Source organism: Ilumatobacter coccineus YM16-304, assembly GCF_000348785.1.
In the GTDB taxonomy this organism is placed as follows: domain Bacteria; phylum Actinomycetota; class Acidimicrobiia; order Acidimicrobiales; family Ilumatobacteraceae; genus Ilumatobacter_A; species Ilumatobacter_A coccineus.
On record NC_020520.1, the window covers coordinates 1,104,813 to 1,124,342 of the forward strand.

Sequence of the window (19,530 nt, forward strand, 5' to 3'; positions counted from 1 at the left end):
ACCCGGCAAGCGTCCCCGTCGCAGTTCGTGTGACCGATTCCGCGCGAGGCACGCGCTTTCGGTCGCACAAACTGCGAGCTTCGAGGTCTGTGTGACCGATTCTGACGGTGGGGAGCGCTTTCGGTCACACAAACAACCCACTACGCAGACCGGGAACGCCGAATTCTGCGTGACCGATTCCGCGACGGGCTCGCGCTTTCGGTGACGCGAACGGGGTCAGGCGGTGGCTGCGGCGGCGGCTTGGCGCTCGGCGCGGGCGGCGGCGACGCGCTTGCGGCGGATGACGCGGCGCTCTTCTTCGGTGAGTCCGCCCCAGATGCCCGAGTCCTGGTTGGTGTCGAGGGCGAAGTCGAGGCAGTCGCTCGCGGCGGTGCACTCGGCACACGTCGCCTTCGCGTGATCGATCTGCACCAGCGCGTTGCCTGTGGTTCCGACGGGGAAGAAGAGTGCCGGATCGGTGTCTCGGCAGAGGGCGTCGTCTCGCCAGTCGTAGTCGGCAGCTCCAAGAGCAAGGCTGGACGCAAGAATCGTCACGTTTCTGTGGTTCCCCTCAGTAGTTGCGCGGTTGCTCCGACGTGCCCCAACTGAGCGCCCCGGCCCGCCGCGCTGTGTGCGGTGCTTGCAGAACACAACTTTGCTCTGCGCTCTGCAAAGTAGGCGCGACCTTCCGTCCCCGCAAGGGCCACTTTGTGTGACGCATGACCGCCCAGCCTTCTTCGGTCGCGAGTTGTCAACTGGCGTCGCTCGCGCGGTCGCGTCCGCGGTCTGGGCCATACTCCGAGGGTGAACATCGTCGGACACCGTGGCGCGTCGGTCGCCGAACCAGAGAACACCCCGGCGGCCTTTGCCACCGCCGATCGGATGGGCGCCGACGGAGTCGAACTCGACGTTCGTTCGGCGCCCGACGGGCACGGCGCCCAGCGGCTCGTCGTGTTCCACAACCCGCTGCCCGACGAGCAGGACGCGCTCGACGCGATGCCGTCGTTCGACGACGTGCTCGAGGCGTGCGGCGAGCGGATGCTGATCAACGTCGAGATCAAGAACTCGGTGGACGACGGCGGGTTCGATCCGACGATGTCGATGGTGGCGCCGATCATCGAGGCCATGCGCCGCCACGACGGCGATCGCCTCGACCGCTGGCTGATCTCGTCGTTCTCGATCGAGACGGTCGATCACTGCCGCCTGGTCGCACCCGAGTTCGCCACGGCGTACCTCGTCGAAGTGCTGACCGACGAGGTGATCCAGACCGCCGCAGACCGAGGTCACCGGGCGGTGCACCCGTGGCACGGACTCCTCGATGCCGAGCGCGTCGCTACGGCACATGACGCGGGGCTGGCGGTCAACGTCTGGACCTGCAATGAACCCGCTCGACTGATCGAGCTCAGCGACATGGGCGTCGACGGTGTGTGCACCGACGTTCCCGACGTCGCCCGAACCGCGCTCGGACGGGTCGCCGACGACTTCGTCCAGCCGACCTGGAACCTCCGCACCGATTGAGGAGCCAGGCTCGCCGCCCGCGGCCTGAGTGGCGGTCGGGCCCGCCCGGTGTCCGCGGCGCTACGCCTGGCCGCCGGGTGTCGCCGGGAACACGAGTCGCACGGCGTCGGGAACGTGCTGGAACTCGAGTCGAGTCGTCTCGCCGAGCGCGTCACCGTCGAGTTGGTACGGAAACGGTTCGTCGTGTTCGAGCACCAGTCGCTCGACGTTGGTGCGAACGTCGAGGTGGTCGGAGGGTTTGACGCCGCCACCCTTCAACGCGCCGGCGAGCGAACTCAGGATGGCCGTTGCCTTCATGGTGGTGAACGAGATCGCCACGAGACCCGGCTGGTCGAGTCCGGCGTCGGGGGAGAGGTCGAGCGGTCGGTTGCCGAGGTAGGTGTACGGGTTCGTGTTGAGCACGATCGTGAAGTAGCCGTTCGGCTCGTCGGGCGCGTCACCACCGCTGATCGAGAAGTGGGGGCGCTTGCGGTCGTAGCCCGTGAGCCACGTCGACAGGCCCGCGTAGATGAACAGCGGGTGACCGAGCCAACGCTTGAGTGAGCCGTGCGTCTCGACCTTCTGGACGACCGCTGCGTCGTACCCGACGCCGGTGTGGAAGCAGAAGTAGCGACCGTTGACCTGACCGAGACCGATGGGGCGAACGTCGTTGGCGTCGATGCCGGCGACGAGGTGTTCGACGGCTTCGACCGGGTCGTTGGGCAACCCGAGCGTGCGTGCGAACACGTTGGTCGAGCCACCTGGCAACACGCCGAGTGCCGTGTCGGTCCCGGCGATTCCGGTCGCCACTTCGTTGAGCGTGCCGTCGCCGCCGTATCCGATCACCACGTCGAAGCCGCGGCGGGCCGCGTCGTGGGCGAACCGAGTCGCGTGCCCGCGTCGGTTGGTCTCGACCACTTCGACCTCGTGCTTCGCCCGTCGTCGACCGGCGTGTGGCTCGAGCACGCCTTCGCTCAGGCGCCGATGCACCACCACGGTGTTGCGCGCGGTCACCGACGAGGCGAACGAGTTGACGATGAGCATGATCCGCAAGCTGGCAACGGTACTCGCCGCCACCCCGACCCGTGAGGCGTGTGTAGGACGCGTGTCACCTGCGCACGATTTGGGGGACGTAGTTGACCGGGCGGTAACTTGGTGCCCTTATGAACGTGATCGTGTGTGTGAAACAGATCCCTGATCCGGCGCTGCCGGGTGAGCTGGATCCCTCGACCAACACGCTGAAGCGCGACGGCAAGCTCATCCTCGATGAGTCCGACAGCTACGGCGTTGAAATGGCGCTGCAGCTCGTCGGTGCTGCGGGCGACGGCTCCGTGACGCTGGTCTCGATGGCCCCGAACGATGAAGTGTCGGGTCTCCGCACCGCTCTCGCGATGGGCGCCGAGAAGGCTGTGCTCGTCTCCGACCCCTCGCTGTCCGGTGCCGATGCACTGACCACGGCGAAGGTGCTCGCCGGCGCCGTCGGCAAGGCCGGCGACTACGACCTCATCATCGCCGGTACCGAGTCGTCCGACGGCTACACCGGCACCGTGCCCGAGCAGATGGCCGAAGTCCTCGGTCTCCCGTCGGTCACGTTCGCCAAGACGATCGCCGTCGACGGCTCGACCGTCAAGGTCGACCGTCAGACCGAGTCGGGCTACGACGAAGTCACCTGCCCGCTCCCCGCCGTGGTCTCGGTGACCGCTGGCGTCGTCGAGCCCCGCTACCCGAGCTTCAAGGGCATCATGGCCGCGAAGTCGAAGCCGGTCGACACCGTCACCGCTGCCGACCTCGGTATCGAGTCGGTCAGCTGGGCACAGTCCATCACCAACGTCGAAGATGCCCCGGCCCGCGAGGCCGGCGAGATCATCGAAGACGATGGCGAGTCGTTCAACAAGATCGTCGAGTTCCTCGACAACCTGAAGGTGATCTGATCATGGCTATCGACAACATCTGGGTGTTTGCTCAGGCCGACGGCGGAACCGCCTCGACCGGCACGCTCGAACTCCTCACCAAGGCGAACTCGCTCGGTGGAACCGTGACGGCATTCGTCGCCGGTTCGGCCGGTGACGCCGCCGCTTCCCTCGCCGATCACGGCGCGGCGAAGATCTACGAGACCGGCGACCTCGCCGGCGCCCTTCCGGGTGCCGCGGTGTCGGCTGCGATGAAGGCCGTCATCGACGGCGGCGATTCGCCCGACCTCATCATGTTCCCGCAGAACTACGAAGGCCGTGACGTCATGTCGCGTCTCTCGGTCAAGCTCGACCGCACCGTGCTCACCAACTCGACCGACATCTCGGTCGACGGCGACTCGGTCAGCGTGCAGACGCCGATCTTCGGTGGCGCCAAGATCGTCACCTCCACCTTCACCGGTGAAGGCCCGTTCATCGCTGCGTTCCGCCCGAAGAGCTTCGAGCCCGCAGGCGGCGTCGGCGCTGCCGGCGAAGTCGTGTCGGCTCCGGTTCCCGATCTGGGTGCCACGGGCGGCGCAACCGTCACCGCGGTGCACGTCGAAGAGACCTCCGGACCGAAGCTCGACGAGGCCGCTGTGGTCGTGTCGGGTGGTCGTGGTCTCGGCGAGTCGGAGAAGTTCGAGATGATCGAGACGCTGGCGTCGGTCCTGAAGGGTGCCCCTGGCGCCTCTCGTGCGATCGTCGACGCCGGTTGGGTTCCGTACAGCTACCAGGTCGGTCAGACCGGCAAGGTCGTCAAGCCGACCGTGTACATCGCTGCCGGTATCTCCGGTGCGACGCAGCACATGGTGGGCATGAAGGGCTCGAAGAACATCATCGCGATCAACAAGGACAAGGAAGCACCGATCTTCGGTGTTGCCGACCTCGGCATCGTCGGTGACGTGCACAAGGTCCTCCCGCAACTGTTGGAGGCTTTGGCCGCCCGCTGAGTCGTTCCAGCCTCAGCAATTGCTGAGCACTGAACCACCGAACAACCGAGGAGCCAGGCCCGTGCAGCGGGTCTGGCTCCTTGCTTTTTCGGCTCAGTCAGTGGGTGTCTTGGGCGGTGATTGCCCAGGCGACGCCTTCTTCGGGATCTTCGATCGCGAGTTGCAGCGTCCAGCCGACGTCGGGCTCGTAGGCGTTCCAGCGGTACCAGCGCAGGTCGTCGGCGAGTTCGCCCAGTTCGTCGGGGTCGGGCGGCCAGTCGTCGAGGAGGTCACCGAACGCAGCGAGCAGCCACCACGCCCCGAAGCGTCCGGAGGCAGCACCACGGCGGCGTCCGTGGGCACCCCCGCTCGCTCCGGCCCAGGCGATCCAGGCGATCGCCTCCTGCGCCGAGAGTTCGGCCATGCGGGCGCGCCGCACGCCGAGGGCTCCGATCGCGGCGCCGGCGTCGCCGTCGACGCACACCACTTCTGCTCGCCCGTTCGAACTCGTCGTCCACGGTTCGAGGAGTTGGCGCACTGCGAGTTCGACGTCGTCGTCGAGCACTTCGGCGTCGGCGGTGACCTCGACGTCCGACCAGTCGTCCGGCAGCTCCGGCATGGGGAACTCGGCGTCGTTGTCGCCGTACACGGCGAGTTCGTAGGTCGGCTCCCACGAGTGCAGTAGGAGCGGGATGTCGAGGACGTCGGGGAGATCGAGGTCGTCGACGGGTTCGCCCCGGATGACGCGTTCGTGGGCGACGAACGCCGCTCGTGGTCCGCGTTCGAGGAGCGGCCCGAGGTCGCCCCAGCTGTGGCGTTGCGCGGCCACCTCGGTGAGCGGTCCGATCGTGAAGCGTCCGGACAGACCGTCGGCTTCGTCGAGCACCTCGGCGACGAACTCGGGAGTGGCGAGCAACGCGAGGCGGTACTCGGCGAGCGTGGCGGCGGGCCAGAGTTGCCGGCCGGTGTCGACGGCCTGGCGGGCACGGTCGCGCAGGCGGAGCAGGCCCGCCCAGTCGCGGCTCGAGCAGCGGTCGTCGATCATGCGGACGAGGCCGTCGAGATCGCCTCGGTGGACGAGCATGTCGAGGCGCTCGTCGGGCCCGTGCGGCTCGTCCATTCCCGCAGTGTGCCACGGTGTGACCCTGCGGGAGCGACGCGATGATCACTCGACGACGAGCACCTCGGCGAACATCCCGCTCGCGATGTGCGGTGGCCCGCCGTCGACCTGCGGCGGCTCACCATCGGCGGCCGCAGCTGCCGCCAGGTAGTCGTCGGGAACCGCTCCGGTCGGGATGACGCAGAGCAGCGCGTAGCGGCCCGGCTCGGCGAGCACGCCCGTGCCCTCCACGGGGAAGCCGGCCTCGCCCGGCGGAGCGACGAGCACGGTCTCGACGAGCGGAAAGAAGGCAGCCAGTTCGTCGGGCGCAAGGGCGACGAGTTCGTCGACCGGGCGAGTCTCGTCGTCGGGAAGCCGAATGGCCACGATCTCGTGGACTTCCGTCGCGCTCGCGTTGTCGAGCGTGAGCGTCGTTCCGGCCCGGACGCGATCGACCACGCCGGTGTAGGCGTAGTCGATCGCAGTGACCGGCAGCGGGCCGTCGTGCACAGCATCGGTGACGGTCGCAGCGCTGCCGTCCTCGCCGTCCGAGGCGCAGCCGACGAGTGCGAGGGCCACGCCGAGCAGGCCGATCGCCGTGCCGGTGTGTCGTGTGGTCGAGCGGTGTCGTGAGGAGATCATGCCGCGATCATCGGCGGCGACCCTTCGGGAATCCTTTCGGCCGGGCCTTCTACACTCGATGTGCATGGCAGCCATGCCCGTTCCGGCGGTGCGTTTCGCGAAGGTCGCAGGCGGCCGCTTGGCGTGGCAGGCCTGGGGTGATGGCGACGAGACGATCGTGGCGATCCCGCCTGCGGCGCAGAACATCGAGACGGCCTGGGAGTGGCACGAGATCCGGGCGATGCTCGAGCGCTTCGGATCGTTCGCGCACTACGTGCACTTCGACAAGCGAGGCACCGGTGCCTCCGATCGCGGCGACGAGGTTCCGGGTCTCGACACGCGCGTCGACGATCTGCGAGCGGTGATGGACGACGCCGGTGTCGCACAGGCCCACCTGTTCGCGCAGAGTGAAGGCGGACCGACGGCGTTGCTGTTCGCCGCCACGTATCCGCACCGTGTGAAGAGCTTGATCCTCCACGGCACCGGCGCGTGCGTCGTGCCGAGCGAGCTCGCGGCCGACCCGGAGGTCCGGCGAGATCAGATCGAGAAGCGACGGAAATTCGCCGACGCGTGGGGGACCCCCGACACGTCGTCGATCGGGTTGTTCGCTCCATCGAAGGTCGGCGACCGCGCGTTCATCGAGTGGTTCGTGCGCTACGAACGCACCGCAGCGTCGGCGCAGGGCGTGTTCGACCTGATGACCCAGATGCTCGACATGGACGTCCGCGACGTGGTCGGCGAGATCGAGGCGCCCATGCTGGTGCTGCACCGGTCCGACGAGACGGCCATGCCGGTCGAGTACGCCCACGAGTTGGTCGGCCTCGCTCGCGACGCGACGCTCGTCGAACTCGACGGTGCCGACCACTTCGCGTTCGTGGGCGACATCGACACGTGGATGACCGAGGTCGAACGATGGGTGACCGGCACCGTTCGCGAGCGACCGGTCGACGAGGGGCCGCGCTCGCCGAAGGTGACGACGCTCGGTCGCTTCGCCGTGGAGGTCGGGGGCGTCGAGGTCGATGCTGCGTCGTGGGGATCGAGGCGGGCACGAGTGCTCCTCAAGCGACTGGTCGTCGCCGAGGGGGCGCCGGTGACACGTGACGAACTGTTCGATCTGCTGTGGCCCGACGAGACGGATCGGACCAGGCTCGGGGCGCGTCTGTCGGTGCAATTGTCGGCCGTTCGCAAGGTCTTGGGCGGTGGCGTGCGGGCCGACCGTGACTCCGTGGCGCTCGATCGTGACCAGGTACGCGTCGACCTGTTCGACTACCTCGATGCCGCTGCAGCCGGCTCCGACGCCACGGTGGTCGAGCACTACGGCGAGTTCCTGCCCGAGCAGCGCTACGACGACTGGGCGGCACCGATGCGTGAACGGGTGCGATCGATCTTCACGACGGCCGCGCACCGTCGGATCACGGCAGCGATCGACGCCGATGACACGTCGGAGGCCATCGACCTCGCTCGACGCGTGCTCGTCGCCGACCCCACCGACGAACTCGCACACGCGTCCCTCGTCGACGCGCTCCAGGCCGCCGGCGATGACGCGGCCGCACGACGGGCGCGCGACGAGTGGCGCGCAGCCGCTCCCGGCTGACCGTCCAGCGCCGTCGGAAGGATTTCGAAAGAGTCGGCCTGGATGATCAGGCCATGAGCAACAGCAACGACACCACTCAGACGGCCCAGACGACCCACACGACCACGGCGCACGTGCTGCCCGATCCGTCCCGCCCGTACGTCTTGCAGCGCGACGAGGGCGTCCATCATCACTTCCTCGACAATCTGGCCACGACGAAGATCGGCGCGACGGCTGGGGGAGCGATGAGCGCCGTCGAGTTCGTGGCGCCGAAGGGGTTCGGTCCGCCGCTGCACCAGCACGACGACGAAGACGAGATGATGGTGATCCTCGACGGCGAGATCGTGTTCCGATCGGGCGACATCGAGACGGTCGCTCGGCCCGGTGCCACGGTGCACCTGCCCCACGGGGTGCCGCACACGTTCCAGGTGCTGTCCGACACGGCCCGCATGGTGTCGATCACTGCGTCACGCAGCACCCCGCCGAAGTTCGCCCAGATGGTCGCTGCGCTCGGCGATCACACCGACGAGCCGGTCCTGCCGGCGCCGATGGACATCGACCCGGTGGAGGTCGCCGCGGTGTGCGCAGCGCACGGCATCGAGGTGCTCGGCCCGCCACCGGCGCCGCTCGACTGACCGGTCAGGGGTGCGTGAGGCGGATCGTGATCCACCCGTCGCGGACGACCGACTGCGACGGCGCGAGTGGAGCGAGCGCCGCGAGGACATGATCGTGGCGCTCCTCGAGAATGCCGCTGATGATCAACGAACCTCCCGGTGCCGTGAGGCGCACGAGGTCGTCGGCGAGCGACACCAGTACCGGGGCGAGGATGTTCGCCACGACGAGGTCGTAGGTGCGCTCGAGTGCCGCGATCGGTGTGGTGTCGACGTCGATGCGGCCGGCCACGTCGTTGAGGTCGGCGTTGTGCAGCGTGGCGTCGACGGCGGCGATCGCCACGTCGATCGCCCTGATGGTCGGGACCCCCATCTGCGCGGCGAGGATCGCGAGCGCGCCCGTCCCGCAGCCGACATCGAGCACGCTCTCGACCGCTGACTCGTCGTCACGTGCCGCACCGCTGAGCACGTCGGCGACCAACTGCATCGAACCGGTGGTGGTCGGATGGTCGCCCAGCCCGAACGCGCTGCCCGGCTCGATGACGGTGACACGCTCGACGTGTGGCTCGGTGGGCGTGGGGTTCCAGGAGGGCACGATGAACGCGCCCGGTGCGTACTCGACGGGTCGCGCGAACTGCTTCCAGTCGTCGGCCCCGGCCACGGGTGCAGAGGTGACGCGCACCGACCAGTCGGCATCGAACGTGGCGATCGCGCGGTCGACCGAGGCCTGCTCGTTGCCGACCGACGACGAGACCTCGACGAGGCCATCGCCGACGTCGACCTCGCTCACGGCTCGGACTCCGAGCTGCCAGAAGCGATCCGCAACGATGTCGCCGAGCGCGCTCGGCACGGTGACGCCGATGATCGTCTCGGTACCGCCGAGGTCGAGCCCGTCGGTGTTGAGCCCGTCGAGCGGCGGCTGATCGCCGGAAGCCGTCGTCATCGTCAGACCAGTGGCCACGGGTAGCGGCGGCCAGTGGGGTCGGTGGGGAACCGTCGTTCCTTCACCATCCACGCAGCGCGCCCTTGGATCGCTTCGACCTCGCTGTCGCTCAGCAGCGCGGCCACGTCGAGCGGCACCCGGCTGACGAGCCGGTTCGCGGCGTCGATGATGTGGTCGGGGAGCGGCTCGTCGCCGAATTCCCAGATGACCGTGCGGACCTTGAACTCGGCCGCGAAGCACAGACCATGGTCGATGCCCCAGACGTTGGCCGGCGTGTCGCCGTGCTCGGGGATCAGCAGACAGTGCCCGCTCTTGCGGTCGGTGTTGTTCGCGAGCACGTCGAACGCCGCGAAGTCGCGGAGCCGGTCGTGCAGCTCGGGCATGCTCTCGTAGATGGTGAAGTAGTGCTCGGAGTGGTCGGCGACCGCAAACCACTGCACCGAGCCTTCGCCCATCGGCCCGTCGCGCAGCACCGTCGTCGGCACGATGCCGATGCCCATCGCTTCGCTCAACCGGTACGCCGCGACCTCGCGCCGGTGCAAGCCGGGCTCGAAGTCCCAGAGCGGCCGCTCCATCTTCGTCGGCTTGTAGATGGCCGGGTGCGACTTGCCGTCGTGCACGACGTGGACGAGAAACGTGCCGTTGGAGCTGTAGGGCATCCGGCCCTCGACCTCGATCTCGCCCCGGAGAAGATGCTCCACCTGGTCGTCGACGTCGTCGACGCGCAGCTCCACGCCGCGCGGCTCCTCGTCGGCATCGTCTTCGTCGTCGAACTCGTCGAACTCGTCGAACTCGCCGTCATCGACATCGGGCGGCGCGTCGTGGTCGGTCGGGCCGGGGTCGTCGGCGGGCACGGTGCTCAGTTCATCCGCGGGCACGGGTGGCCGTCGGGATCGATCGGGTTTCCGCACCAGCGACACTCGGGGCGACCCGACTCGATCACGTTGCCGGCATGCGCGGCGAACGCGGCGGCCTGCCCGCGGGTGATGTAGATCCGGACGTGCCCGCGGTTCTCGTCGTCGATGACCTCGCCGTCGTCGTCGAGTTCACCCATCTCTTCGAGCTGCAGCAGCACCTTGTCGTTGGAGCGGTCGTAGCCGAGCCCGATCGGACCGAGCACGAACAGGGTCTCGCCGGGATCGTTCAGTTCCATCGCACCGGAGATCGGGCGGTCTTCGACGGGCGGCAGGTCGCTCAGCACCTTCTCGAGGTACTGCGAGATCGCCGCCGCCTGCTGCTTCTCGCACTTGACCGCCATGCGCTTCCCGTCGGCGCGCACGTGCAGGAAGAACGTGCGCGAGCCGGGCTGGCCGATCGTGCCCACGGTGAACATGTCGACTTCGTCGAACTCGTAGAAAACGGTCATCGGTCGCCTTTCGCCAGTGCTCCGGTCACGCGGGACGGAGTTCGGTCAGAGGTCGGCCCGTCGAGTTGACGGCCAGCACGATCGGTCCACCGGCATGCCAGGTGAGTGCGCTGACCGAGGCCGGGCTGATGACGATGCGTTGGAACAGATCGATGTGCGTGCCGAGGGCGTGAGCAACGGCTGCCTTGATCGTGTCGGCGTGGCTGACGCACACGATCGTGCCGCCGGGGTGAGCGAGCCGCAGCCGGTCGAGCGTGGTGACCATGCGGGTCTGCATCTCGGTGAAGCTCTCGCCGTTGGGGAACCGGAACGTGGACGGGGCACGCTGCACGGTCTGCCACTCGGGCAGCTTCATCAGCTTCTTCAACTCGGCACCGGTCCAGTCGCCGAAGTCGCATTCGAACAGGCCGCGATCGACCTTCGTCCGCAGGCCGAGTGCCTTCGAGATCGGAGCTGCGGTCTCCTTCGCCCGCTCCAGTGGCGACGAGTACACGGCGTCGACCTTGCCCAGCGCGCCGATGCGTTCGGCGGCGATCTCGGCCTGCTTGCGACCTTCGTCGGCGAGATGCAGGCCCTTGGCGCGGCCGGGGAGCACCTTGCCCGTCGTGGGCGTCTGGCCGTGTCGAACGAGGAGAATGGTGGTCGCTCCCGGCGCGGCCTGCTTCGCAGCGGCCGCCTTCGGCGCCGCTTTCTTGCGTGCCGAGGCGGGCTTGGCGGCGGCCTTCTTGCGTGCCGGAGCCTGCTTGCGTGCGTTGTTTGTCGTCATGAGCACCAATGAATCTACTGTCGAGTGCCGTGGCTCCGCTCGTCGTCCTCCAACGTGACATTCACGATTGCCGTGCGTGTCCTCGTCTCGTCGAGTGGCGCGAGCGGGTGGCGGTCGAGAAGCGAGCCGCGTTTCGCGACGACCACTACTGGGGCAAACCGATCTCGGGGTTCGGTGATCCCGCCGCCCGGATCGTGATTCTCGGCCTCGCTCCGGCCGCTCACGGAGCGAACCGAACGGGCCGGATGTTCACCGGCGATCGCAGCGGCGACTGGCTGTTTCGCGCCATGCATCGAGCCGGTCTCGCCAATCAGGCGGAGTCGGTGTCGGCCGACGACGGCCTCGCGCTGACCGACGCATGGGTGACCTCGGCGGTCAAGTGCGCCCCACCGCTCAACAAGCCCACCATCGACGAGCGCGACGCCTGCCAGCCCTTTCTCGTGCGCGAACTCGGCGCGTTGACCGAAGCGAAGGTCATCATCTGCCTGGGCACCTTCGGTTTCGACGCTGCGCTCCGGCACTTCGGCATCCGCCCGAAGCCGAAGTTCGGTCACGGCGTCGAGGTGCAGGTTCCCGACGGGCCGATGTTGCTCGGCTGCTATCACGTGAGCCAGCAGAACACGTTCACGAAGCGTCTCACCGAACCGATGCTCGACGACGTGTTCGCCCGAGCCCGCACCATCGCCGACGGCGTCTGAGCGCTCCGCCGCCGGGTGATGCGCGTTCGGTGTGTCAGGTGATGTGGGCGACGATGTCGACGGTGAGGTGGGTGTTGCTGCTCGTGTAGAGGCAGATCGTGCCGGCGGAGGAGAGCCGGGCGATGATTTCGTTGCCGCCGTTGACGCCGGTGATGTGGTTGAGCGACGACGCAGTGGGCAGCGTGGGTTCGCAGGGGTGGACGGTGACGAAACCGGTGCTTTCGGGCGCGATGGCGGTGATGTTGAGCACGGCGGCGGTTGCGTCGGTCGGGACGTTCGAGCGTCCGCTGATCTGGAGCGTGTATTCGTCGTCGGCCGTGCGTTTGCCGATGGCTTGGTGCTCGCTGTCGATGGTGACGCCGGAGGGTCGGGTGTCGAGAAGTCGGGCTGGGCCGTTCGGGGTCACGGTCGTGCCGGCGGGGAGGTAGCCGACGACGTCGGCTGACAGATGGGTGGTGGTGGAGGTGAAGAGGCAGAGGTCGCCGGATTCGTCGAGGGTGGCGATGAGCTCGTTGCCTCGGTTGGTGCCGGCGACGTAGTTGAGTGACGCCGCGTTGGGTGGGGTGTCGAGGCAGGGGTGGGCGGTGATGTAGCCGGTGCCTTCGGCGCCGATGGCGGTGATGTTGACGATGACGGCTGCTGCGTCGGTCGGCACGTCGCCGCGTCCGGCGATCGGGATGGTGGTGGTGGAACCGGCGGCGGGCTTCGTGCCGCCGACGGCGGTGTCGTCGATGGTGGTGCCGGAGGGTCGGGTGTCGAGGAACCGGCCAGGAGTGATGGGCGTGACCGGGGAGCCGTTGGCGACGTAGCCGGTGACGTCGACGGCCAGGTGCGATGCCGCCGAGGTGAACAGGCAGATGGTTCCGGTTGCCGAGAGCGGGGCGATGATCTCGTTGCCGAGGTTGACGCCGGCGGTGTAGTTGAGCGACGACGCGGTGGGGAGCGGTGTGACGCAGGGGTGGACCGTGACGTAGCCGACGCTCTCGGGGAAGATGGCGGTGACGTTGATGATGACGGCTTCGGCGCCGTCGGGGACGTCGCCGCGTCCGGTGATCTGGACGGTGTACTCGGATCCGGCGTCGCGTTTGCCGGCGGCTTCGAACTGGCCGTCGAGGGTGGTGCCGGAGGGTCGGGTGTCGACGAACCGTGACGGCGACAATGACGAGACCACGGGGGTGGCGTCGTAGGTGACGGTGCCGGTGGTGACGATGGTGGTCGATGAGTTGCCGAGCGCGTCGGTGACCGCTCCCGGCTCGACGGTCAGCGTGACGGTGCCACTGCCGGTGACGTCGGCGATGGCGGCGGTGTAGGTGGCGCCCGATCCGGTGACGGTGCCGGTGGTCGCGCCGGCGGTGCCTCCGACGGCGAGGTCGTCGGAGGTGAACCCGGTGACGTTCTCGTCGAAGGTGATCGAGAACTCGACGGGGAGGTCGCTGGTCGTCGCGGCCTGGCCCGATTCGAGCGCGACGGTGGCGACCGGCCCGGTGGCGTCGCGGCTGATGCTGGCGACGTTGGAGCCGAGGGGGTTGACCTGGCCGTTGCTGGTGAGCGCAGCGAGTGGACGCACCTCCGCGGTGATGGTGCCGTCGCTGGACATGCCGGAGACCGTGACCGTGTAGGTGGCGCCGCTGCCGGAGACCGCTGCGATGGCCGCTCCGGCGGTGCCGTCGAGGATGATGTCGTCGGCGGTGAACCCGGTGACGGCGGTGTCGAAGGTGACGGTGAAGTCGACGCTGTCGGCGTTGGTCGGGTCGGACTGAGCGGCGGCCGCAGCGATGATGACCGTCGGCGGTTCGGACGGCACGAACAGTTCGGAACTCATCGACCACGGCCCTTGCCCGACACCGTTGACGGCGGCGACGCGGAAGCGTTGCGGCACGCCCGGCGTGAGACCCGCGATGTTCTCGCTGGTAGTGGCGGATGCCGTGGTCGCTCGTGTGGTCCACGTCGACGCATCGGTCGAGGTCTGGACGATGTAGCCGGTGATCGCTGCGCCACCGTCGTCGCCGGGGTCCGTCCACGACAAAGCGATGTCCGACGAGGTCGGGTTGTAGGCGGGTGTCACCGCGGTCGGAGCTGCGGGCGGCGCCGCCACGGAAAGCACGCGGGTGTCGGCGCTGATCCGAATGGGCGGCAGGTCGTCACCCAACTCGCCGGGCCCGTCACCGAGGTCGACGGTGTCGCCCTGGCCGATCCGTCCGTTGTCGCCGTCACCCCAGCACTTGACGGTCTGGTCGTCGAGCAGCGCACACGTGTGAGCGTCGCCGGCGGTGATCGCCACCGCCCGCCGACCGGCGCCGAGGTCGACCGGAATCTGAGCGGCGACTTCACCGGGCGAGTCGCCGACGTTGTCGCCGCCGCCGTGGCCGAGTCGACCGTTTGCTCCGCCACCCCAGCACACCACCGAGTGATCGACGAGCAAGGCACAGGTGTGGAACGAGCCTGCTGCGATCGCGGTTGCCTTCTGGCCGAGCGGTACGGCAAGAAGTGAGTCCCCCATTTCGCCACCGTTATCGCCCCGAGCATCGGTGTCGCCCTGACCGAGTTGACCGGCGCCGTTGTTGCCCCAACACTTCACGTCGCGATTGTCGAGCAACGCGCACGTGTGGTTCGCTCCCGCCGCGACCGCAACAGCGACACGATCGGTGCCGAGCGACACTGCGAGAAGTGAGTCCCCCATTTCGCCACCGGCGTCGCCCCGAGCATCGGTGTCGCCCTGACCGAGTTGACCGTCGGCGTTCGCACCCCAACACTTCACCGCGAGGTCATCGAGGAGTGCACACGTGTGGTTCTCGCCGGCCGTGACCGTCAACGCGGTCAGCCCAGAACCCAGTTGAATCGGCGCCAGCGCGGCCATGTCACCGGTGCTGTCGCCACGCGAAGCGGCATCGTTCTGCCCGAGCTGGCCGGCACCGTTCGCGCCCCAACACTTCAGCGACGCATTGTCGAGCAGCGCACACGAATGCGAGCCACCCACCGCCACTTCACGCGCCGCGGCACCCAGCACCACCGGGCTGCTTCCAGCAACACTCACACCACCGTCGCCGATGTTCGATGTCGCATCGTTGCCCAGTTGGCCGTTGCCGCCCGAGCCGAAACACTTGACGGTCCCGTCGCTGAGCAACACGCACGTGTGCGCCGAACCACCAGCGACCGCATCGGCCGTCACGCCAGAACCGAGATCGACACGCGTGAATCCGCCCGACACCTCAGCAGGGTCGTCGCCGACATCGTCGACGCCACCGATGCCCAGACGGCCCGACCCGGCCGCACCCCAACATGCGACGCCTCCGTCTTCGAGCACGACACACGTGTGCTCGCTACCCGCGTCGAGCGATCGAGACGTGTGGCCGCCGATCGGCACCGGAGCGCTGTCGGCGACGGAGCGCGTGGGGCCGTCGCCGATGTTGGTGGTGGCGTTGTTGCCGAGCCGGCCGAAGAAGCCGCGGCCCCAGCATTTGGTGGTGTGGTCGTCGAGGAGTGCACACGTGTGGAAGACGCCGGCGGTGATGGCGGTGGCGGTGCGTCCTGGGCCGAGGTCGATGGGTGGGCTGGCGGCGATGGTGGGTCCGGTGCCGTCGCCGATGTTGGTGGTGGCGTTGTTGCCGAGCCGGCCCTCGAAGCCGCTGCCCCAGCATTTGGTGGTGTGGTCGTCGAGGAGTGCGCAGGTGTGGAAGCTGCCGGTGGTGATGGCGGTGGCGGTGCGTCCTGGGCCGAGGTCGATGGGTGGGCTGGCGGCGATGGTGGGTCCGGTGCCGTCGCCGATGTTGGTGGTGGCGTTGTTGCCGAGCTGACCGTAGGCGCCGTCGCCCCAGCATTTGGTGGTGTGGTTGTCGAGGAGTGCGCAGGTGTGGAAGCGCCCGGTGGTGATGGCGGTGGCGGTGCGTCCTGGGCCGAGGTCGATGGGTGGGCTGGCGGCGATGGTGGGTCCGGTGCCGTCGCCGATGTTGGTGGTGGCGTTGTTGCCGAGTTGACCGTCGAAGCCGTAGCCCCAGCATTTGGTGGTGTGGTCGTCGAGGAGTGCGCACGTGTGGAACTCTCCGGCGGTGATGGCGGTGGCGGTGCGTCCTGGGCCGAGGTCGATGGGTGGGCTGGCGGCGATGGTGGGTCCGGTGCCGTCGCCGATGTTGGTGGTGGCGTTGTTGCCGAGCCGGCCGAAGCCGCCGTCGCCCCAGCATTTGGTGGTGTGGTTGTCGAGGAGTCCGCAGGTGTGCGCGCTGCTGGTGGTGATGGCGGTGGCGGTGCGTCCTGGGCCGAGGTCGATGGGTGGGCTGGCGGCGATGGTGGGTCCGGTGCCGTCGCCGATGGTGGTGGTGGCGTTGTTGCCGAGCCGGCCGTCGAAGCCGTTGCCCCAGCATTTGGTGGTGTGGTTGTCGAGGAGTGCGCAGGTGTGCGCGCTGCTGGTGGTGATGGCGGTGGCGGTGCGTCCTGGGCCGAAGTCGATGGGTGGGCTGGCGGCGATGGTGGGTCCGGTGCCGTCGCCGATGGTGGTGGTGGCGTTGTTGCCGAGTTGACCGTCGAAGCCGTTGCCCCAGCATTTGGTGGTGTGGTCGTCGAGGATCGCGCAGGTGTGCGCGCCGCCGGTAGCGATCTGCGTCGTGACGGGGGGCGCGTCGACGCCGACAACCTGCCCGAGGTCGACCGGGTCGCTGGCGGCCACCGAGAGACCGATGCCGTCGCCGATGTTGGTGGTGGCGTTGTTGCCGAGTTGACCGTCGAAGCCGTTGCCCCAGCATTTGGTGGTGTGGTCGTCGAGGAGTGCGCACGTGTGGAACTCTCCGGCGGTGATGGCGGTGGCGGTGCGTCCTGGGCCGAGGTCGATGGGTGGGCTGGCGGCGATGGTGGGTCCGGTGCCGTCGCCGATGTTGGTGGTGGCGTTGTTGCCGAGCTGACCGGAGAAGCCGTATCCCCAGCATTTGGTGGTGTGGTTGTCGAGGAGTGCGCAGGTGTGGAAGCCGCTGGCGGTGATGGCGGTGGCGGTGCGTCCTGGGCCGAGGTCGATGGGTGGGCTGGCGGCGATGGTGGGTCCGGTGCCGTCGCCGATGTTGGTGGTGGCGTTGTTGCCGAGCTGACCGTCGGAGCCGTAGCCCCAGCATTTGGTGGTGTGGTCGTCGAGGAGTGCGCAGGTGTGCGCCGCGCCGGCGGTGATGGCGGTGGCGGTGCGTCCTGGGCCGAGGTCGATGGGTGGGCTGGCGGCGATGGTGGGTCCGGTGCCGTCGCCGATGTTGGTGGTGGCGTTGTTGCCGAGTTGACCGTAGAAGCCGTAGCCCCAGCATTTGGTGGTGTGGTTGTCGAGGAGTGCGCAGGTGTGCGCGCTGCCGGTGGTGATGGCGGTGGCGGTGCGTCCTGGGCCGAAGTCGATGGGTGGGCTGGCGGCGATGGTGGGTCCGGTGCCGTCGCCGATGTTGGTGGTGGCGTTGTTGCCGAGCCGGCCGTAGAAGCCGTAGCCCCAGCATTTGGTGGTGTGGTCGTCGAGGAGTGCGCAGGTGTGAGCGCTGCCGGTGGTGATGGCGGTGGCGGTGCGTCCTGGGCCGAAGTCGATGGGTGGGCTGGCGGCGATGGTGGGTCCGGTGCCGTCGCCGATGTTGGTGGTGGCGTTGTTGCCGAGCCGGCCGTCGAAGCCGTTGCCCCAGCATTTGGTGGTGTGGTTGTCGAGGAGTGCGCAGGTGTGCGCCGCGCCGGCGGTGATGGCGGTGGCGGTGCGCCCTGGGCCGAAGTCGACTGCCTCGAGGGCTCCGCCCATTTCTCCAGGATCATCGCCACGGTTGACCGAGTCACCGAGTCCGAGCTGTCCGTCGCCGTTGGCGCCCCAACATCGCACGGCGGCTGTCTCGTCGATGGCACACGTGTGTTCCCTACCCGCAGCGATCACCGCGGCCGCACCGCGAGGTGAGCCCGGTTCGGCGCCGGCGACATCGGCCGCCGCGGGCGGCGACGGTACGCCGACCATCACAACACTCACGAGCAGGGCACACGCCGCTGCGAGCCCCCAACGATTCGTCGTTCTCGCGTGGCCAGACCGTGCGCCCATTGTTCCCCGTCCCTTCGGCCACGACCGTCCGCCGCCACCGCCGCCGCCGACCGTACAACAATCGTCGTGATCGGGGCGAGGAGTTGTCAAATCATCGCTCGGGCGGCCCGCTCGTCTCCCTCGGTCCAGACCGAAGGGGAGACGATCGGTCAGGTCATCGGTGGGGCCAGTGCGTCGGCGAGCAACTGGGCGGCGAGCGCATGCGCCGCCCGTGCGTCGGCGAGCATGTGCGCGAGCGAGAAGAAGCCGTGGAACTGGCCGGGGTAGTGCACGTGGGACGTGCGCACGCCGAGTTCGCCGAGCCGATCGGCGTATGACGCGCCTTCGTCGCGCAGCGGATCGAACCCGGCGGTGATCACCAGCGCCGGCGGCCCGGCCGCGAGCTCGTCGTCGGTGGCCAGCAGCGGCGACACGCGCGGATCGTCGGCCGACCCCGAATCGCCCGAGAGGTAGTGCTCGACGAACCACTCCATGCCCCTGCGGGTGAGGAAGTAGCCGGTCGAGTTCTCGTCGTACGACGCGGTGTTCATCCGCGCATCGGTCACGGGGTAGATCAGCAGTTGGAACGCGAGCGGCACCATGGCGAGGTTGGCGATCACCGCGGCGAAGTTCGAGCCCGCGGAGTCTCCACCGACAGCGATTCGAGCAGGGTCGCAGCCGAGCGCGGCGGCGTTGTCGTGAGCCCACCTGGTGGCGGTGATGCAATCGTCGAGTCCCGCCGGAAAGGGATGCTCCGGGGCGAGCCGATAGTCGACCGACAGCACTGCATGTCCTGAGCGTGAGCACAGTGCGTGGCAGACGTTGTCGTGCGATTCGAGGTCGCCGATGACCCAGCCGCCGCCGTGGAAGTACACGAGCAGGCCGGTCGGCTCCCCGCCCGGAGCGCTCGGTCGGTACAGCCGGGCAGGCACACCACCTGCGTCGACCGGCTCGGTCGAGTGGCACGGGTCGAGGACCGGTGGCGCCATGTCGGCGCGAGCCGCACGGGCCTGCGCAGGTTCGAGCTGCTCGAACGGGGGAGCGCCGATCTGCTCGATCAACTCGAGCAACGTGCGGGCTTCGGCGTTCAGCGGCATCGCTCAATAGTGGCAGTAGCCTTTCTCCGTTGTGAAGGCGAACCGTATGACCGACTCCGGCCCCTCGAAGCGACGCATCCGCGCAACAGCTGCCGCTGCCGTCGTTGCCCTGGTCGGCCTCTCGGCGTGCACGTCCGATCCCGGCCCGAAGCGTGTCGCCCGCGACATCATCGAAGCCGAAGCGATCGAGAACCCCGACCTCGACGAGCAGTGCCTGCTCGACGAACTCGACAAGTTCAGCGACGGCGAACTCAAGGCGATCGACGAGAACATCGAAGCCGAGAACTCCGATCGCAACGCCGAAGGCGAAGCCGCGCTGGCCGCCTTCGAACTCTCGCTCGCCCGCTGCATCTGAGCAACCAGCGCGCCCCGCGCCATCCGCTTGTTTCCCT

At 68.4% G+C, this 19,530-nt stretch carries 17 protein-coding genes; 7 read left to right on the forward strand and 10 right to left on the reverse strand.

Features of this window, described 5'->3' with window-relative positions:
* Positions 1–216: 216 nt before the first annotated feature.
* Positions 217–534 carry a WhiB family transcriptional regulator gene (locus YM304_RS25530; protein WP_015440549.1) on the reverse strand — a complete coding sequence of 106 codons (318 nt, stop codon included), beginning with the start codon at positions 532–534 and terminating at the stop codon, positions 217–219.
* 249 nt (positions 535–783) lie between these two features.
* Between YM304_RS25530 and YM304_RS04960 the strand changes: the two genes are divergently transcribed.
* A complete protein-coding gene (locus tag YM304_RS04960; protein ID WP_015440550.1) occupies positions 784–1,497 on the forward strand; it encodes a glycerophosphodiester phosphodiesterase in 714 nt (237 codons plus the stop codon).
* Between the two features lie 60 nt (positions 1,498–1,557).
* Here the strand turns inward: YM304_RS04960 and YM304_RS04965 are convergent, their stop codons facing one another.
* Complete coding sequence (locus YM304_RS04965; RefSeq protein ID WP_051071315.1) at positions 1,558–2,520, reverse strand: diacylglycerol/lipid kinase family protein; 963 nt, start codon at positions 2,518–2,520, stop codon at positions 1,558–1,560.
* 137 nt (positions 2,521–2,657) lie between these two features.
* On the opposite strand from YM304_RS04965, the gene YM304_RS04970 reads away from it, so the two are divergent.
* Together YM304_RS04970 and YM304_RS04975 are read left to right on the forward strand one after the other, a co-directional pair.
* The gene (locus tag YM304_RS04970) at positions 2,658–3,407 is read left to right on the forward strand and encodes an electron transfer flavoprotein subunit beta/FixA family protein (RefSeq protein ID WP_231897629.1); all 750 of its coding nucleotides are present in this window, start codon (positions 2,658–2,660) and stop codon (positions 3,405–3,407) included.
* 2 nt (positions 3,408–3,409) lie between these two features.
* Complete coding sequence (locus tag YM304_RS04975; RefSeq protein ID WP_015440553.1) at positions 3,410–4,375, forward strand: electron transfer flavoprotein subunit alpha/FixB family protein; 966 nt, start codon at positions 3,410–3,412, stop codon at positions 4,373–4,375.
* Positions 4,376–4,472: 97 nt separating this feature from the next.
* On the opposite strand, the gene YM304_RS04980 is transcribed toward YM304_RS04975, so the two are convergent.
* Positions 4,473–5,474, reverse strand: a complete 1,002-nt coding sequence (locus tag YM304_RS04980) for a hypothetical protein (RefSeq protein ID WP_015440554.1) — start codon at positions 5,472–5,474, stop codon at positions 4,473–4,475.
* 45 nt (positions 5,475–5,519) lie between these two features.
* Positions 5,520–6,095: a hypothetical protein gene (locus tag YM304_RS04985; protein ID WP_015440555.1), complete on the reverse strand. Its 576-nt coding sequence runs from the start codon at positions 6,093–6,095 to the stop codon at positions 5,520–5,522.
* Between the two features lie 64 nt (positions 6,096–6,159).
* On the opposite strand from YM304_RS04985, the gene YM304_RS22035 reads away from it, so the two are divergent.
* Together YM304_RS22035 and YM304_RS04995 are read left to right on the forward strand one after the other, a co-directional pair.
* Positions 6,160–7,668 carry an alpha/beta hydrolase gene (locus YM304_RS22035; protein WP_015440556.1) on the forward strand — a complete coding sequence of 503 codons (1,509 nt, stop codon included), beginning with the start codon at positions 6,160–6,162 and terminating at the stop codon, positions 7,666–7,668.
* A gap of 53 nt (positions 7,669–7,721) precedes the next feature.
* A complete protein-coding gene (locus YM304_RS04995) occupies positions 7,722–8,282 on the forward strand; it encodes a cupin domain-containing protein (RefSeq protein ID WP_015440557.1) in 561 nt (186 codons plus the stop codon).
* 4 nt (positions 8,283–8,286) lie between these two features.
* Here YM304_RS04995 and YM304_RS05000 read toward each other — a convergent pair whose 3' ends face one another.
* Genes YM304_RS05000 through YM304_RS05015 form a run of 4 tightly spaced genes read right to left on the reverse strand, consistent with a single transcriptional unit; the run spans position 8,287 to position 11,333 of the window.
* Positions 8,287–9,201, reverse strand: a complete 915-nt coding sequence (locus YM304_RS05000) for a 50S ribosomal protein L11 methyltransferase (protein WP_015440558.1) — start codon at positions 9,199–9,201, stop codon at positions 8,287–8,289.
* 2 nt (positions 9,202–9,203) lie between these two features.
* Positions 9,204–10,079, reverse strand: coding sequence for an SCO1664 family protein (locus YM304_RS05005; RefSeq protein WP_197536931.1), 876 nt, complete (start codon positions 10,077–10,079; stop codon positions 9,204–9,206).
* Positions 10,061–10,567, reverse strand: a complete 507-nt coding sequence (locus YM304_RS05010; RefSeq protein WP_015440560.1) for a DUF3090 family protein — start codon at positions 10,565–10,567, stop codon at positions 10,061–10,063. Before YM304_RS05010 ends, YM304_RS05005 begins: the two co-directional genes overlap by 19 nt.
* Positions 10,568–10,592: 25 nt before the next feature.
* Positions 10,593–11,333, reverse strand: coding sequence for an MSMEG_4193 family putative phosphomutase (locus YM304_RS05015; protein ID WP_015440561.1), 741 nt, complete (start codon positions 11,331–11,333; stop codon positions 10,593–10,595).
* 8 nt (positions 11,334–11,341) lie between these two features.
* On the opposite strand from YM304_RS05015, the gene YM304_RS05020 reads away from it, so the two are divergent.
* A complete protein-coding gene (locus YM304_RS05020) occupies positions 11,342–12,031 on the forward strand; it encodes a uracil-DNA glycosylase (RefSeq protein WP_041298022.1) in 690 nt (229 codons plus the stop codon).
* 34 nt (positions 12,032–12,065) lie between these two features.
* Here the strand turns inward: YM304_RS05020 and YM304_RS05025 are convergent, their stop codons facing one another.
* Both YM304_RS05025 and YM304_RS05030 read right to left on the reverse strand, forming a co-directional pair.
* Complete coding sequence (locus YM304_RS05025; RefSeq protein WP_041298023.1) at positions 12,066–17,981, reverse strand: RCC1 domain-containing protein; 5,916 nt, start codon at positions 17,979–17,981, stop codon at positions 12,066–12,068.
* A gap of 230 nt (positions 17,982–18,211) precedes the next feature.
* Positions 18,212–19,138, reverse strand: a complete 927-nt coding sequence (locus tag YM304_RS05030) for an alpha/beta hydrolase (RefSeq protein WP_015440564.1) — start codon at positions 19,136–19,138, stop codon at positions 18,212–18,214.
* 46 nt (positions 19,139–19,184) lie between these two features.
* On the opposite strand from YM304_RS05030, the gene YM304_RS05035 reads away from it, so the two are divergent.
* Entirely contained in the window at positions 19,185–19,493 is a 309-nt protein-coding gene (locus YM304_RS05035; protein ID WP_015440565.1) for a hypothetical protein, read from the forward strand.
* Positions 19,494–19,530 lie beyond the last annotated feature (37 nt).

Coding starts and splice junctions, on each gene's coding strand:
- YM304_RS04965 (WP_051071315.1), bottom strand. CDS start 2,520: ATGCTCATCGTCAACTCGTTCGCCTCGTCGGTGACCGCGCGCAACACC.
- YM304_RS04975 (WP_015440553.1), top strand. CDS start 3,410: ATGGCTATCGACAACATCTGGGTGTTTGCTCAGGCCGACGGCGGAACC.
- YM304_RS04980 (WP_015440554.1), bottom strand. CDS start 5,474: ATGGACGAGCCGCACGGGCCCGACGAGCGCCTCGACATGCTCGTCCAC.
- YM304_RS04985 (WP_015440555.1), bottom strand. CDS start 6,095: ATGATCTCCTCACGACACCGCTCGACCACACGACACACCGGCACGGCG.
- YM304_RS22035 (WP_015440556.1), top strand. CDS start 6,160: ATGGCAGCCATGCCCGTTCCGGCGGTGCGTTTCGCGAAGGTCGCAGGC.
- YM304_RS04995 (WP_015440557.1), top strand. CDS start 7,722: ATGAGCAACAGCAACGACACCACTCAGACGGCCCAGACGACCCACACG.
- YM304_RS05000 (WP_015440558.1), bottom strand. CDS start 9,201: ATGACGACGGCTTCCGGCGATCAGCCGCCGCTCGACGGGCTCAACACC.
- YM304_RS05010 (WP_015440560.1), bottom strand. CDS start 10,567: ATGACCGTTTTCTACGAGTTCGACGAAGTCGACATGTTCACCGTGGGC.
- YM304_RS05015 (WP_015440561.1), bottom strand. CDS start 11,333: ATGACGACAAACAACGCACGCAAGCAGGCTCCGGCACGCAAGAAGGCC.
- YM304_RS05020 (WP_041298022.1), top strand. CDS start 11,342: ATGAATCTACTGTCGAGTGCCGTGGCTCCGCTCGTCGTCCTCCAACGT.
- YM304_RS05025 (WP_041298023.1), bottom strand. CDS start 17,981: ATGGTCGGCGTACCGTCGCCGCCCGCGGCGGCCGATGTCGCCGGCGCC.
- YM304_RS05030 (WP_015440564.1), bottom strand. CDS start 19,138: ATGCCGCTGAACGCCGAAGCCCGCACGTTGCTCGAGTTGATCGAGCAG.
- YM304_RS05035 (WP_015440565.1), top strand. CDS start 19,185: ATGACCGACTCCGGCCCCTCGAAGCGACGCATCCGCGCAACAGCTGCC.